The following is a 14,814-nucleotide window of genomic DNA, read 5'->3' on the forward strand; positions in this document are numbered from 1 at the left end:
CACTCAACTGAGTTAAGACGACTGGTTATTTATATTACAGGTATTTGCAAGACATGATAAGAGCAACATTAGTATACTCTGTTGCAGCCTTGTTATAACAAAGCTGCAGCAGAGTATACTTTGGGGCTTTATAAAGAACTGAAAGGTAATAAGCCTAACGCGTTAGCGAGGCTTTTTATCTTTGGTGGTGAACTTTTGCGCTCGATTACGCTCACGCTGACGCAACTGCTGCGCCTTCGCTTTGGTCGGCGTGTCGCTTTTGTTGGCGTATGGGTTTTCGTTCAGCTTAAAGACTACGTTAAGCGGCGTACCTTCGAGCTTGAAAACCTGACGGAATTGGTTTTCTAGGTAGCGCTGATAGCTTTTAGGCAGCGAGCCAGTTTGGTTACCATGGATAACAATCACGGGTGGATTGTGACCACCAATATGGGCATAACGTAGCTTGATACGACGACCAGCAACCGTCGGTGGCGGATTGGCGGTCACTGCATCTTGTAAAATTTGGGTCAAACGGTTGGTTGACACTTCAAACATAGAAGATTGATAAGCGCGTAAGATGGATGGATATAAGTTACCCACACCAGTACCGTGTAATGCTGAGATTAAGTGCACTTTTACATACGGAATGAAGTTAAAGCGGCGATCCATCTCAATTTTGATATAGTCTCTTTGATCTTGTGTCAGACCATCCCATTTATTGATCGCTACCACTAATGCACGACCTGCATCGAGTGCATAGCCGATCATATGCAAATCTTGGTCAACGATACCTTCGTGGGCATCAATGACAATAACCGTGACGTTAGAATCTTCAATCGCTTGCAAGGTTTTGATAACCGAGAATTTCTCTACTTTTTCATCGATTTTTCCGCGGCGACGAACACCAGCGGTATCAATCAATACGTAGTCTTTGCCATCGCGCTTATAAGGGATATAAATACTGTCACGTGTGGTACCAGGCATGTCAAACACCACGACGCGGTCTTCACCCAGTAAGCGGTTTACCAAGGTAGATTTACCAACGTTTGGACGACCAATGATGGCAAGCTTTAAGCCTCTTGGTTCTACCATCGCATCTTGTTCAGGCATGTCGGCGGTCAGTATTTCTAGTAAATTACCGACACCGCGACCATGACTGGCAGCCATTGGATACGGCTCGCCCAAGCCTAAAGCATAAAACTCTGCAGGCGCGGAGTCATGTACACCATCGACTTTATTGGCAACCACATAAACGGGTTTACCAAGGGTATGCAAGAATTTACCGATTTCGGCATCAGCGCCAATCATACCAGCACGAGCATCAACCACAAATACGATGATATCCGCTTCGTGAATAGCAGTATGCGACTGCTCAGACATATAATCATCGATGTTGCCGCTACCATCATCAGCTTCACCAATACCGCCCGTATCGACGACAATAAAGGCTTTGCCTTCATATACCGCATCGCCGTATTGACGGTCACGAGTCAGCCCTGACAAATCAGCAACCAGTGCCTGCCGACTTTTAGTGAACTGATTAAATAAGGTAGATTTACCGACGTTTGGACGACCAATTAAGGCGACCACAGGCTTGATACTCATGGGTTACTCTCAGTGAAGGGTACAATGACGGATAAGACAGCTACTCGTTTAATGATATGAGTAAATATACTGCGCTTGACCGTAAACTAAAATGAATGATAAATATAAAACGATATAGTCAATACTCTATAAATAAAATACGATGTGAGGCTCGCTTAGTCTACTATTTGTAGTACTTTCACTCGCCTTTCTTGTCTCTAAATTATATTGAACTGACTATAGCAATAAAAATGAATTATTGGCTATTTTACAGTGAATAGTGGGCATACCTAGCTAGTAGCATTATTTATGAATACTGTTTATAGGTATTCTATACAGGCACTACATACCACTATTATATAGAGATAATGTTGGCAGCGCATCGGTCGCATAGAGTACGCGAAACCTCAGCGTTAAACAAGCCATTTGCAAAAGGCACGAAACGCCGACGAAGCAGCGTTTATTCCTCGTAACGTCGACATAGCCTCATCATAGCATCGACATTGAGCAGTACGCTTAATCACAGGCTTAAAAAAACCTTATGAATAAAACGACTGCCCATAAAATCTTAGCGAGCCAATTGCCAAATAGCCACTTGTCCAGAGGTACTTTGGGTCAGCAAACGACTACCTTCTGCTTGCAAGTTGGTGAGCGCACCTTTGGTCTCTACGCGGCTGACGATTTTTCCGCTGGCAGGGTCAAATAAATGCACGACCCCATCATAATCACCCACTGCAATATAATTACCAATCATAACAGGGTTGGTTAAGTGGCGATAAGCCAACTCTTCACTTTCCCACAACATCTCACCACTGGTTCGATCATAAGCGACCACTTTTCCGTCTAAGCTGGTGGCAATGACTTGCTGGTTGTTTACTGTAAGCGCTTTTAGGCTGGCAAGATCATTAATAAACATGACTTGACGTGACGCTAAATCAATGCCTAATAATTGCCCACTATAGCTAATGGCAAACAGCTGATTGTTACTGACGACAGGCTTGCCATCGACATCGCTCATACGCTCAACTTCGCTACTGCCCGCACCAACACCAACACGTCTTGACCACTGCGGTAAACCGCTATCGGTAGTCACAGCATGTAAACGCCCATCAGCCGTGGCCAATAACGCTGTTTTATCATCTAACAAAGTTGGTGCCGCACTACCACGTATGCTGATAGCGGGTACTTGGGTAGCAAATTGCCATACAGACTGGCCAGTCTGTAGTGATAAGCCGTGCAAGAAACCATCATTAGCTGACAAAATCACCCGATTATTAGTAATAAGTGCTGGTGACAATACCGATCCTGATAACTGCTGCTGCCAGCGTTTTGCGCCAGTAGTGCTATCAAAGGCCATAATTTGACCGCCACGCGTACTGACAATCGCAGTTTGACTCAAGGCATCTATTGCGACACCACCTGTGATTTGATCACCTACATTGACTGACCACAGCTCTTGACCGGCATTATTAAAACCAGTCAAATCACCACCGCGCGAAGCAGTAACAATTTGCGAGCTGGCGTAACCCACTTGCAAATCAAGTGGATCTTTTTTGCTGGCTTTTTTGTTACCGACATCAGTGCTAAACACAGGCTGTAGCACGCTAATAGGCTGCGCAATTTGCACCAGTTTAACAGGATCGTTGACGACGGGTTTGATACCGCGATTACAGCCAGTGACAGCTGTTGCCATCGCTGCGATGACGGCGACATGCATAATTGTCATCTTAATGGTTTTAGCCTTTAACGTGTTGCTAGAGCGAATAGATTGAGTCATTATAAGTTCTCACTACAAATAAATTAACAATTAATAAATTAGCCATCAGTAAATAAGCAATTGATCCGTAATAAAAAAGTTCGGTATATTGACCTTAACTTTGAATACTACCCTGCTGACTTGCTGCGCTACTTAGTTTGTAGAACGGTTTTAGTCATTCGATAATTGAGTTATCAGATAAATCATTAAAACTAAGAGGGTTGCTCAGTAGCAGCTGTCGTATTTTCAATCACTAATGGCTGCTCAGCATTGGCAGACTCTTGAATTAGGTTAGCTTGCGACTCGATAGGCTCAGGCACGATACCCAGACTTTCCATTTTTAAAGCCAATACCGCGCGTGTTTCTTGACGACTGCGTAATAATTCCCAAGCATTGTTATAAGACTTAATCGCTGATTCTTTATTGTCTTGTGCCAAATATACATCGCCCAATAGCTCTTGCTGACTGGCTTCAAATGAGCTTGGCATATCGTTGTTGGCTTCGGCTAAGGCTGCATCTGCATCACCAGCAGCCAATAGCGTTTTGGCATAACGCAGACGAGTAATTGCTGTTAAACCTGCATCACCCAAATCGATTGCCAGTGCTTTTTTTAGCGTCTCGCTTGCCCCTGTAAAGTCATCACTATCAACTTGCTGGCGCGCTTTAATCATCAGTGCTTGCCACGCATAGACTGACTCACCATGCGTGCTCACCAAAGTATCAATATCTTTGTCTAACTGCGTACGGCTCTCTGCCAGTGCCGTTTTCGCCTCTGCTTCTAGATCTGGGTTCTGTGATGCCAGACTGACTTCTTCATTCAACCGCTGGATGTCCGCATAATGATCAGCAGCAACCGTATCCACACGGGCATGATTGTCCTGCCAATACGTCCAGCCAAAATAGGCAGCCAGTGCCAATAGAATCGCAGTGACAATATAGCTGCCGTACTGCTTTAGGGCTTGCATTGAGTTGTCTGCATTCGGCGAATTGGGTGTCAGAGCCATAGGTAGTTACCTGATATAATTGTTATTAAATTACTGATATTGAAAACCAAAAAAGCCAAAACTGATTATTTTCGAGAAAAATTATCTTTACTTAACAACCAGTCTTGCATGACGGTCTTTTGCTCGCCTGTCTGCATGTCTTTGATGCTAATGGTATGATCGTCCAGCTCTTGCTGCGCAATAATAACGGTCATCGCCGCACCAGATTTATCCGCTTTTTTCATTTGCGCTTTCAGACTCGTCGCACTGGCCATTTTTATCCGTAAGTCTGCGCGGCTATAGCGTAAGTTTTGCGCATAACCAATACCCGCGCTATAAACATCTGGGTGAGCCACGACAAAGACATCGCAAGCTGGCACATCAGCAATCGGAGCGACAGCTTCCATGAGCAATAATAAACGCTCAAGTCCCATAGCAAAACCAACCGCAGGCTCAGACTTTACTGGTTTTTTGTCGTCTTTATCATCACGTCCGCCGATAGACTTTAGCTGTCCAATCAAACCATCGTAACGCCCGCCAGCACAAACAGTCGCTTGACTACCAAGCTTGTCGGTTACCCACTCAAAGACGGTTTTGTTATAGTAATCAAGACCACGCACTAAATGCGGGTTAATCTCAAAACTGATGCCAAGGTCGGTCAAATACGCTTGCACTTGTTCAAAATGCGCGACGCTGTCTGCCCCTAAAAAATCAGCAAGCTTTGGCGCGTCTGCCAATACCGCTTGGGTGCTCGCCTCTTTACTGTCTAAAATGCGCAATGGATTGGTCGTCAAGCGGCGTTTGCTATCATCGTCTAGCTGATCTTGTTTGTCGGTTAAATAAACAACTAACGCCTCGCGATAAGCATGACGCTCATCCAGCTCGCCCAAGCTATTCAGCTGCAAATGCATCTCATCTTTTAGACCCAGCTCTTGCCACATCAAATGCGTCATGGCAATCAATTCAGCATCAGCATCCGGTAGCGCACTACCAAAGCTCTCGACACCCAATTGATGAAACTGGCGATAACGACCTTTTTGTGGACGCTCATAGCGGAACATCGGACCGATATACCATAATTTTGGTGTGTCGCCGCGCAGTAGATTGTGTTCAATCACTGCCCGTACCGCGCCAGCTGTGCCTTCAGGACGCAATGCTAAGGGCGTTGGTGGCTCAGACTTATCCGTAAAGCTATACATCTCTTTTTCGACAATGTCGGTTGCTCCGCCAATAGCACGGGCAAACAAATCAGTTTGTTCTACAATTGGTAAACGAATATGTTCATAACCGTATCTACCCAGCACATCAGCCAATATCGCCTCTAGATGCAGCCATTTTGCGGATTGGTCAGGCAAAATATCATTAAACCCTTTAATAGCTTTAATCATGGTACGGTCATATCCTTAAAAATTTTAACAAGTATTCTATTATTGTTGTGACGTTTCAATGAGCGCTATCGGAATTATCCCAGCTTATTTTACCCGAATGATCTCATTCTCACGTTTTTTGGCCAGCTCTTCTGCATGCGCGCGAACCATACTTTCTATTTCATCAACCAAGTTATTAGTGTCGATAAGATGGCTTTTTTCACCCATACGATAGACCAATGACTTACGTGCAGCGCCAACGATACCTATATCAGATTCCTTCGCCTCACCTGGGCCGTTCACTTTACAGCCAATCACTGACAAATTCATCGGTTCGCGCACATCTTCTAAGCGTGACTCTAATGCGGTCATCACTCTAATCACATCAAACTCTTGACGTGAGCAGCTCGGACAAGCAATAAAGTTCACGCCATTAGAACGAATATTGAGCGATTTTAAAATATCAAAGCCAATTTTAATTTCTTCTTCTGGCTCTGCTGCCAACGAGATACGAATGGTATCGCCAATGCCGTCCAATAATAAGCCACCGAGAGCAATGGCGGACTTGACCGAACCGGTACGATAAACGCCAGCTTCGGTGACACCTAAATGCAGCGGATTGTCGATTTGGGCAGAGATAAGACGATAGGCATCCATAGTCAAAAACACATTACTGGCTTTGACCGAGACTTTGTATTGATCAAAGTTCAGACGTTCTAAAATATCGATATGACGCATCGCCGATTCCAGCATCGCCGCGCCATTCGGCTCTGTATACTTACGCTGAATGTCTTTTTCTAATGAGCCAGCATTGACGCCGATACGAATAGGAATGTTATGATATTTGGCACAAGCGACGACTTCACGTACTTTGGCATCGCTACCGATATTACCTGGATTAATACGTAGACAATCTGCACCCGCTTCGGCAACCGCTAGCGCTATTTTATGGTCAAAATGTACGTCGGCAATCAATGGTACGCTAACCAGCTTTCGAATCTCACCAAAGGCTTTGACCGTGTCCATCGTTGGCGTTGATACGCGCATCAGATCGGCACCAGCTTCAACGCAGCGTTCGATTTGAGCCACGGTCGCGGCCACATCACAGGTGTCCGTATTGGTCATGCTTTGCACACTTATCGGTGCATCACCACCAATCGCGACATCACCGACATAGATTTTTTTGGTCAAACGACGGTTAATAGGCGATGGCATTGACATACATAAATCCTTTAATTAAAACTAAAAAGCAATAGGCTTAAATACAAAAAAGACTAAGGAGCCAACTCAAAACTGGCCTGCTTATCCGTTGCATAAGTATCTAGAGCGACGGCTTCTTGATTCAGCATTAAGCTAACATTATCGACATTATCAATCTGTACATTAAATGGTGGCATACCTGATAATTTATAGTCACCAGCGGTCTGCGCACCATTCATCAAGTTGCTACCAGAAGCGTCAGTAATGCTGATAATGGCGTCATCTGTCAGTTTGACGTCTAAAACTGCCACATTGGTATTGGTGTCACCGCCTAAATTGAGCGCAGATCCAGACGCGCCGACCCCATTGGCATTCGTATTAATCGCTGCACCTTGTGCTTGCTCGACGGCTGATATGTCCTCGACAGCGACGGTTGGTTCTTGGTTATTTTCTTTGCTCGCATTGCTCACCATACGAAATAGAAATATCGCTAAGATGATTAGCCCGATAACACCTATGATTAACAAAGGGTTAAAACGAATACGGTTATGCGTATCACGCTGCAATGTACCCATTGGGCGCAAAGGCGTATCGGTATTGTTTGCCAACTGAGCTTTGAGCTCTTTGGGATAAGCGGCATCAAAGCTGCTTGCAATTTTTACCGGATCTAAATCCAAAAATTTAGCATAATTAATCGCAAAACCACGAGCAAAAGCGGCTTGCGGTAGCTCAGAGAAATTCTCACTCTCTAGCGCTTGTAGATGTCGTTTTAAAATAAATAGCTCAGCTGCCACCTCTTCTAAGCTGACTTGCTTATTTTTTCGGGCTTGTTGCAATACAGCACCAAATGATCCCTGCTGGTTAGATTGAGTGTTTGATGATGGGGTGGTCATTTCCATGGTGCCTCTGGATTATTAAGCCAAGTCTTAAGTTGTTTTGCCTCATCGCTTAACGGATAAGCGGATAAAAGCTGCTGTGCCAATTGCTGGCGCGTTGTTTTGTTATTTTGTGCAGCGGCAATTTTGATGCCTTGCAATAGTAAGCGCGGGCTAATGCCCTGCCCTTGTACCAGTATCAAAGTCTCATCATAGAGCCGCTGTGCTTGTTGCACACGCTGCTGCTCAAGCAATAAATCTACCAATTCAATATGGGCAATAATACTGTTGCGATTGCCATCTAACGCCCGCAAGAATGCTTTGGCGGCTGCCGGATGATCGTCGAGTTGCAGGTAAGTGCGACCCAAGTTTTCTAACGCTCCAATACGGCCTTCATAACCTAATGCTGCACCAGCGATTTCAAACTGCGCCGCTGCTTCTTTGTAACGCTTCATCTGCGACAAATAAACGCCGTAATTATTGTGCGCCTGCTCAAAATCTTTATCAAGCGCGATGGCTTTTTTAAAATACTGGTCGGCTTTTTCAAGATTGATGCGGCTGCCTTCTTGCTGCAACAAAACGCCCATCATATCATAGGCTGGCGCGTAACGGCTATCCGCAGCAAAGGCTTTTTCTAGCTGACGCTGCGCGGTATCAAGCTCGTTTTTGCGGATATATTGCGCGGCAAGTGAGGTGCGCACACGAGCAATCTCTTGTTGATCCAAGTTGCGATCGCTAGTCGGTCGCGTGGACGTTTGATAAGGGGTGCTACCCGTTAGATCATTGGTTGTTGTACTTTGACAGCCGCTCACTAGCAAGCCTGCCAATGCACTTGCCAGTAGCATACGCTTTGGCGTAGCCAGTGACTCAATCGCTGATATCAACGGTTTGAACGCTGAAAGAAATGGTTTTTGATATTTGAACTGACAAGAATCTTTAGAAGTCATCATAGCCGCCATCATAAAACTGTGGTTCAGTACAGGGGATCAAAGAAGCATCAGTTTAATAGATTTAGCCCCCATAAGTACAATTTAGTTACTATTAATTGTTGCCTTCATGGTTATTAGCGGTTATGACTACAATTTTATTACCGTTGTGATGGATAAAAGACAGCTAATTATCAAACCTTTATAGGCTGTTCATCATTTCTATCAATACCGTCTTCAGTTATCAATACCACTCTAAATCTTCTATGCTACCTCAAACCATATTACCCTACACGTTTTCACGGTCTTTGATGCTTTGCTGCCACGCTGCCGAACGTCTAGTACGATCAGCAACTTGTCCGACCAATTGACCGCAGGCCGCATCAATGTCATCACCACGGGTTTGGCGAATCGTACAGACAAATCCCGCTTCACTTAAAATATTGCTAAAAGCGTGGATACGATTATTGCTTGATTTATCGTAATTGGCATGTGGAAATGGATTAAACGGTATCAGATTAATTTTGCTTGGCAAATCACCTAATAAAGCCACCAATTGATGAGCGTGCTCATTGCTATCATTGACACCATCTAGCATCACATATTCAATCGTCACATGCTTTTTATGGCGCGGATTGACGTCATAAACATAATTGCGAGCGGCTGCCATCAACTCTTCTAGCGGATACTTTTTATTAATCGGCACTAGCTCATTGCGCAGCTCATCATTGGGTGCGTGCAGTGAAATCGCCAATGCCACATCAATGTCTTGCGCCAACTGATACATTTTGGGTACGACACCTGAGGTTGATAAGGTCACTCGACGTTTTGACAAACCATAGGCGTGATCGCTCAGCATCAGCTCCATCGAACCAACCACTGGCTTGTAGTTTAGTAGTGGCTCGCCCATGCCCATCATAACCACGTTGGTCACGTTATTTTCCCATAGGCTATGATCGACGTTTTCTAAGCTGTCATTGTCATCGGTCATATAAGAGGCATTAGCTACCCATAATTGTCCAATGATTTCAGCCGCCGTTAAATCGCGCTCAAAGCCTTGTTTGCCAGTACTACAGAAACTACAATCCAGCGCACAGCCAACTTGTGAAGACACGCATAAAGTTTTACGACCATTTATCTTGCTGTCATCTGCTGGAATCAGTACCGTCTCAACCAATGAGCCACCAGTCACTTCGAACACCCATTTCCGCGTGCCGTCATCACTGTATTGGCGATGAATGACTTTTGGCGGAACGACGCAAGCATTGGCTGATAATTTATCGCGCAGTGATTTGCTCAAATTGGTCATTTGCTCAAAATCGGTCACGCCCTGCTGATATATCCACCTAACCACCTGCGTTGAGCGAAAAGGCTTTTCGCCAATGCTCTTAAAATACTCTGCAAGTTGGGCTTGCGTCATTCCTAGCAGGTTGGTTTTTGCCTGCGCTTCATCTACTAGCTTGATACTATCTGTTAGTTTAGTAGGGATATGTTGGATAGGTGATTGAACAGTGGACATAATAGATAACCTTTTTGCATAAGCTTAAATAAGCGGTGCAATTGTTTATATGGATGTTGTCATACATACATAATATATGAGTGCATGAGCAATCCGTTATGAGCGCATTTGATAAAAACATGCTGATAAGGGATTGATAACGCTACGTAAAACCAATAATGAGGCAAGTCGTTAAAGATTTCAATGAATAATAGGATTATTATAATAGCTAAAACGGCTTATACCCATAAGATATAAGCCGTCTTGCAAAACTAATTATTAATAATCAACACTACAAACGGATATTAATAATTGCTGCTACTAGCGCGTACGTGCACAAACTTCATCTTCATTGAAGAAGTAGCTGATTTCACGTGCAGCTGATTCAGCTGAATCTGAACCATGAACGGCGTTTTCATCGATGCTGCTAGCGAAATCAGCACGGATAGTACCTTCAGCAGCGTCTTTTGGGTTAGTAGCGCCCATGATTTCACGATGCTGAGCGATAGCATTTTCGCCTTCTAGTACTGATACCAATACTGGACCTGACATCATGAAAGATTTTAGATCGTTGTAGAATGGACGCTCAGCGTGCTCAGCGTAAAAACCGCCTGCTTTTTCGTCATCAAGTTGCATCATTTTTGCTGCAACAATTTTTAGACCAGCTTGCTCGAAGCGGCTATAGATAGCACCGATGTGGTTGCCAGCAACTGCGTCAGGTTTGATGATAGATAAAGTACGTTCGTTAGCCATGAAAAGCTCCTAATAAATGATAAATTCAATAAAAATAAAATGGTCAATGCTTTGTTTTATCTTTGGCCACAATGCTGGCTTGGGCAAACTTAAATAACTCATTGTCTATCAATACGATAATATGAGCGCCAACATAGGATTGCTGCCTATTATAATGATTAAGACTATAAATGATAGGGTTAATTTATGACCGTACCTTGCATAAAAGTAAAAACCCCAATGCTCAGCACTGGGGTTTTATCACTCAATACAACTATTAATAGTGGGACAAATATAAAGATTTTACTGCAATTACGCGTCGTATGGGTCACGCAATACGATGGTCTCTTCGCGGTCAGGACCAGTTGAGATGATATCGATAGGGCAATCGATCAATGCTTCAATACGCTTGATGTATTTTTTGGCGTTTTCTGGCAAGTCATCATAATTGGTGATACCAACGGTTGACTCACTCCACCCTTGTAAGGTTTCGTATTTTGGCGTCACTGACTCATAGAATTCAGCATCGTGCGCGCCTTTACATTCAGTCTCAGGCAAGTCGTAACCCACACCGATCAACAGCTCTTCCAAACCATCTAATACGTCAAGTTTGGTCAAGCAAATACCTGATAACGAGTTCAGTACGACTGCACGGCGTAAGGCTTCGGCATCGAACCAACCGCAGCGACGTGCACGACCAGTGGTAGCACCAAACTCATGACCGACTTTGGCTAAATGCGCGCCAACATCATCAAACAATTCAGTTGGGAACGGGCCACTACCAACACGCGTGGTGTAAGCTTTGGTGATACCCAGTACGTAGTCTAAATACAATGGACCGATACCAGTACCAGTCGATACGCCACCAGCAGTGACGCTTGAGCTGGTCACAAACGGATAAGTACCATGATCGATATCAAGTAATGTACCTTGAGCACCTTCAAACATCAGGTTCTTGCCAGCAAGGCGCAATTGATTAAGGTCTTCGGTCACATCAGTAACCATGCCTTTAATCTCTTCTTTCCACTCTTTACAAAGCTTCAATGTCTCATCAAAATCAATCGCTTCAACTTTGTAATACTGAGTCAGTTGGAAATTATGATATTCGATCAGATTGCGTAATTTTTCTTCTAAATCATCACGGAATAAATCAGCAAGCTTGATGGCACGGCGCGCCACTTTGTCTTCGTACGCAGGACCGATACCGCGACCCGTCGTACCGATTTTACCAGTACCGCGCTTGGCTTCGCGTGCTTGGTCAAGTGCGACATGATAAGGCATGATAAGTGGGCAGTTCGGTGAAATGCGCAGACGCTCACGTACTGGTACGTTATTGTCTTCCAGCTCTTTCATCTCTTTTAACAGTGCGTCAGGTGCTAACACCACGCCGTTACCGATGAAGCAGGTGACGCCTTCACGCAGGATACCTGATGGGATTAAATGCAAGACGGTGGTTTTGCCATCGACAACTAACGTGTGACCTGCGTTGTGACCGCCTTGAAAACGAGCAACTGCTGAGGCTTTTTCGGTTAGTAAATCAACAATCTTACCTTTACCTTCATCGCCCCATTGGCTACCCAAAACTACGACATTCTTACCCATGATCAATCCTTACCTTTATGTATTGAGGTGTGTGCAATAACGGTTTAAAAAACTAAAATGATTTTGATAACGTCAAAAAATAACAGTCGCAATAGCAACGTTAAGTATGGCTTAATAAAGCTATGTTTACACGCTCTGTAACTGCCACTCATTGTCTGCGAAACTTAAGCGATGCGTGACATCTGCTGGATGGTCTTGAGTATCTAATGGCATGGTAACGCGATAGCCCTGCTGACGTAGACTTTCCACTTGTTGTAACAGCGTCTGCTTCTGGGTCTTATCGGCATTGTGTAATGCGCTATAATCCACCAGCACAATGCTTGGCGTATCAAGCTGCGTATGCGCGAGTAAACGGCTGACATCCATACTAAAGCCGGTGGCTTCACGCGGCTGCTGGGTATAGCTCTGCATACCATCAAAACGTCCACCCCGTACCAACGGCTGAGTTTCATTATTGATATAACCGTTAAAGACAATACCCGTATGATAATGATAGCCTGACAGCTCTGTCACATCGATACTGACCGGACATTGCCATTGCTCTTGTAGATGGGCAGTGAGGCGTTGCAACTCATCAACAGCCGTTGCGATTTGCGTATCCTGCTGTGCTGTCGCTGACAATTTTGCTAATAAATGCGCCATATCATGACCAAAGCGCGCCAATGCGTAAAAATCATCACCCATCGGTAGTGTTTGGCAAACCCGCTTTAGTTCTGGCAAATTCTTATTGGCATACAAGTTCATCAACTGCTGAGTATCGTGCGCTGGCAGTTCAGCCAATTCAGCCAAACGCTTAAATATCGCTACGTGACCCAAGTCGATATGCAAGGTGGCGCTCATATCCAAGCTATTCACCATGCTAAACAACACATCTATCAGTTCGATATCGGCAGCCAATTCGCCGCAACCAAAGATCTCAGCACCCAATTGCAATGGCGTCCGTGAGCCAAAGAGCCCTGACGGCAAGGTATGAATCACATCACCTGCATAGCAATAACGAGCAATACCCGTGCCACCGTGATGCGCATCGATACGTAAAATCTGCGGGGTAATATCAGCACGCACGCCCATCAAGCGACCAGTTAGCTGATCGATAATCTTGAAAGTTTGGCGCTTTAGATCTTCTGAGGCATCACTCAGCAGCGACTCGGTGAATTCAATCATTGGTGGATTGACCAACTGATAGCCGTGAGTAATCAGCTGCTGCGTAAGCTTGTGCCTGAGCACTTCTTGCTTTTGGGCATCTTCAAACAGCACATCCACCACCCCATCAGGCAGCAACCAACTATTGGCAACGTCGCTGGCAAAGTTATTCAAATATGGCATGCTAGTGGAGGTAGCCGTGTTTTCGGCAGGCTGAGCCACCGCTTCATTTGTCGTATTTAACTGGGCAAGTTTTGCAGAATCAGAACTGACAGACACAATAAATCCTTGTTTGGCGTATCGCTTACCAAAAACGCGGTACTGATGCGGTACTTAAAGGTTATCTTTACAATTGCATTGACACTGTGCATTTTTATTTTTAACGCGCAACATCATTGACCCAATTATTTATGAACAAACTAGGTAACCGCAAAAGGGTGAGTAATAAGTATAAGTTAGGACGATAAGACGAGTATCTTTATGCGTTAATAAACCGCGATAAGCTAATAAACCTTAATAAATCACCAAGGCACTTTATGCTTTAGTTTAGCATAGCAGTTAAGGTTCGCCTAGTGACAATTCGCCACAATCACTATCTAATTGCTGGTCATTACTGTCAAAGACACGGTGATTATAATCGTGTTAGATACGTTGTGGTTCAACTAAAAATGTTAATATCACCTTGGTATAATGAAGACTGTCATCAGCATGGTTAGAACCACGTTTTCGACTCAGACTCATGGTACACTACCCTATATTTTTATCTCGGAAGCCTTATGTCATCTGATTACCACCCAAACCCAGCCACTAACCAAAGCAACGTCTTAGGCACTGCCCTTGCCAGCTGTTGCTTTGACCCTATTACCGGCTTTTATCGCAATGGCTTTTGTCATACTGGCAATCACGATGTCGGTCAACATACCGTTTGTGCCAAGATGACCAGCGAGTTTTTAAACTTCTCCGCCAGCCGTGGCAACGATCTTATCACTCCGCTACCTGAGTACAATTTTGCTGGTTTACAGCCTGGTGATTACTGGTGTATCTGTGCGCTGCGCTGGGTCGAAGCGTTAGATTTCGATATCGCGCCACAAATAAAGCTAGAAGCTTGTCATGAAAGCTTATTAAGCTTAGTCGATATTGAAACCCTAAAAAGCTATGCCCTATAGCTA

The 14,814-nt window shown here is 44.5% G+C and carries 12 protein-coding genes; 1 reads left to right on the forward strand and 11 read right to left on the reverse strand.

What is annotated here, in order from left to right; genetic code table 11:
• Nucleotides 1-162: 162 nt before the first annotated feature.
• From der to IOD06_RS07515, 11 genes are all read right to left on the reverse strand, one after another.
• Nucleotides 163-1,584: a ribosome biogenesis GTPase Der gene (gene der, locus IOD06_RS07465; protein ID WP_010199034.1), complete on the reverse strand. Its 1,422-nt coding sequence runs from the start codon at nt 1,582-1,584 to the stop codon at nt 163-165.
• 547 nt (nt 1,585-2,131) lie between these two features.
• Entirely contained in the window at nt 2,132-3,340 is a 1,209-nt protein-coding gene (gene bamB / locus IOD06_RS07470; RefSeq protein WP_194620273.1) for an outer membrane protein assembly factor BamB, read from the reverse strand.
• Nucleotides 3,341-3,531: 191 nt separating this feature from the next.
• Nucleotides 3,532-4,323 (reverse strand): tetratricopeptide repeat protein, encoded by a 792-nt coding sequence (locus IOD06_RS07475; RefSeq protein ID WP_194620275.1) that lies wholly within the window; start codon nt 4,321-4,323, stop codon nt 3,532-3,534.
• 65 nt (nt 4,324-4,388) lie between these two features.
• On the reverse strand, nt 4,389-5,690 hold the full coding sequence (gene hisS, locus IOD06_RS07480; RefSeq protein ID WP_194620276.1) for a histidine--tRNA ligase: 1,302 nt from the start codon (nt 5,688-5,690) through the stop codon (nt 4,389-4,391).
• Between the two features lie 84 nt (nt 5,691-5,774).
• Nucleotides 5,775-6,890 carry a flavodoxin-dependent (E)-4-hydroxy-3-methylbut-2-enyl-diphosphate synthase gene (gene ispG / locus IOD06_RS07485; RefSeq protein WP_010199030.1) on the reverse strand — a complete coding sequence of 372 codons (1,116 nt, stop codon included), beginning with the start codon at nt 6,888-6,890 and terminating at the stop codon, nt 5,775-5,777.
• Between the two features lie 53 nt (nt 6,891-6,943).
• Nucleotides 6,944-7,762: a helix-turn-helix domain-containing protein gene (locus IOD06_RS07490; protein ID WP_189586623.1), complete on the reverse strand. Its 819-nt coding sequence runs from the start codon at nt 7,760-7,762 to the stop codon at nt 6,944-6,946.
• Nucleotides 7,759-8,694, reverse strand: coding sequence for a type IV pilus biogenesis/stability protein PilW (gene pilW / locus IOD06_RS07495; protein ID WP_010199028.1), 936 nt, complete (start codon nt 8,692-8,694; stop codon nt 7,759-7,761). Before pilW ends, IOD06_RS07490 begins: the two co-directional genes overlap by 4 nt.
• A 265-nt stretch (nt 8,695-8,959) precedes the next feature.
• On the reverse strand, nt 8,960-10,189 hold the full coding sequence (gene rlmN / locus IOD06_RS07500) for a 23S rRNA (adenine(2503)-C(2))-methyltransferase RlmN (RefSeq protein ID WP_189586531.1): 1,230 nt from the start codon (nt 10,187-10,189) through the stop codon (nt 8,960-8,962).
• Between the two features lie 300 nt (nt 10,190-10,489).
• Nucleotides 10,490-10,921 (reverse strand): nucleoside-diphosphate kinase, encoded by a 432-nt coding sequence (gene ndk / locus IOD06_RS07505; protein WP_189586527.1) that lies wholly within the window; start codon nt 10,919-10,921, stop codon nt 10,490-10,492.
• 291 nt (nt 10,922-11,212) lie between these two features.
• Nucleotides 11,213-12,502 (reverse strand): adenylosuccinate synthase, encoded by a 1,290-nt coding sequence (locus tag IOD06_RS07510; RefSeq protein ID WP_010199020.1) that lies wholly within the window; start codon nt 12,500-12,502, stop codon nt 11,213-11,215.
• Between the two features lie 126 nt (nt 12,503-12,628).
• Nucleotides 12,629-13,924, reverse strand: a complete 1,296-nt coding sequence (locus tag IOD06_RS07515; RefSeq protein ID WP_194620278.1) for an ATP phosphoribosyltransferase regulatory subunit — start codon at nt 13,922-13,924, stop codon at nt 12,629-12,631.
• Nucleotides 13,925-14,421: 497 nt separating this feature from the next.
• On the opposite strand from IOD06_RS07515, the gene IOD06_RS07520 reads away from it, so the two are divergent.
• Entirely contained in the window at nt 14,422-14,811 is a 390-nt protein-coding gene (locus IOD06_RS07520) for a DUF2237 family protein (RefSeq protein ID WP_189586521.1), read from the forward strand.
• The last annotated feature ends 3 nt before the right edge of the window (nt 14,812-14,814 follow it).

The organism is Psychrobacter sp. N25K4-3-2 (genome assembly GCF_015351755.1).
Classification (GTDB): domain Bacteria; phylum Pseudomonadota; class Gammaproteobacteria; order Pseudomonadales; family Moraxellaceae; genus Psychrobacter; species Psychrobacter glaciei.

Excerpts from the sequence above, each read along its gene's own strand:
- der (WP_010199034.1), bottom strand. The coding sequence starts at position 1,584 with ATGAGTATCAAGCCTGTGGTCGCCTTAATTGGTCGTCCAAACGTCGGT.
- bamB (WP_194620273.1), bottom strand. The coding sequence starts at position 3,340 with ATGACTCAATCTATTCGCTCTAGCAACACGTTAAAGGCTAAAACCATT.
- IOD06_RS07475 (WP_194620275.1), bottom strand. The coding sequence starts at position 4,323 with ATGGCTCTGACACCCAATTCGCCGAATGCAGACAACTCAATGCAAGCC.
- hisS (WP_194620276.1), bottom strand. The coding sequence starts at position 5,690 with ATGATTAAAGCTATTAAAGGGTTTAATGATATTTTGCCTGACCAATCC.
- ispG (WP_010199030.1), bottom strand. The coding sequence starts at position 6,890 with ATGTCAATGCCATCGCCTATTAACCGTCGTTTGACCAAAAAAATCTAT.
- IOD06_RS07490 (WP_189586623.1), bottom strand. The coding sequence starts at position 7,762 with ATGACCACCCCATCATCAAACACTCAATCTAACCAGCAGGGATCATTT.
- pilW (WP_010199028.1), bottom strand. The coding sequence starts at position 8,694 with ATGATGACTTCTAAAGATTCTTGTCAGTTCAAATATCAAAAACCATTT.
- rlmN (WP_189586531.1), bottom strand. The coding sequence starts at position 10,189 with ATGTCCACTGTTCAATCACCTATCCAACATATCCCTACTAAACTAACA.
- ndk (WP_189586527.1), bottom strand. The coding sequence starts at position 10,921 with ATGGCTAACGAACGTACTTTATCTATCATCAAACCTGACGCAGTTGCT.
- IOD06_RS07510 (WP_010199020.1), bottom strand. The coding sequence starts at position 12,502 with ATGGGTAAGAATGTCGTAGTTTTGGGTAGCCAATGGGGCGATGAAGGT.
- IOD06_RS07520 (WP_189586521.1), top strand. The coding sequence starts at position 14,422 with ATGTCATCTGATTACCACCCAAACCCAGCCACTAACCAAAGCAACGTC.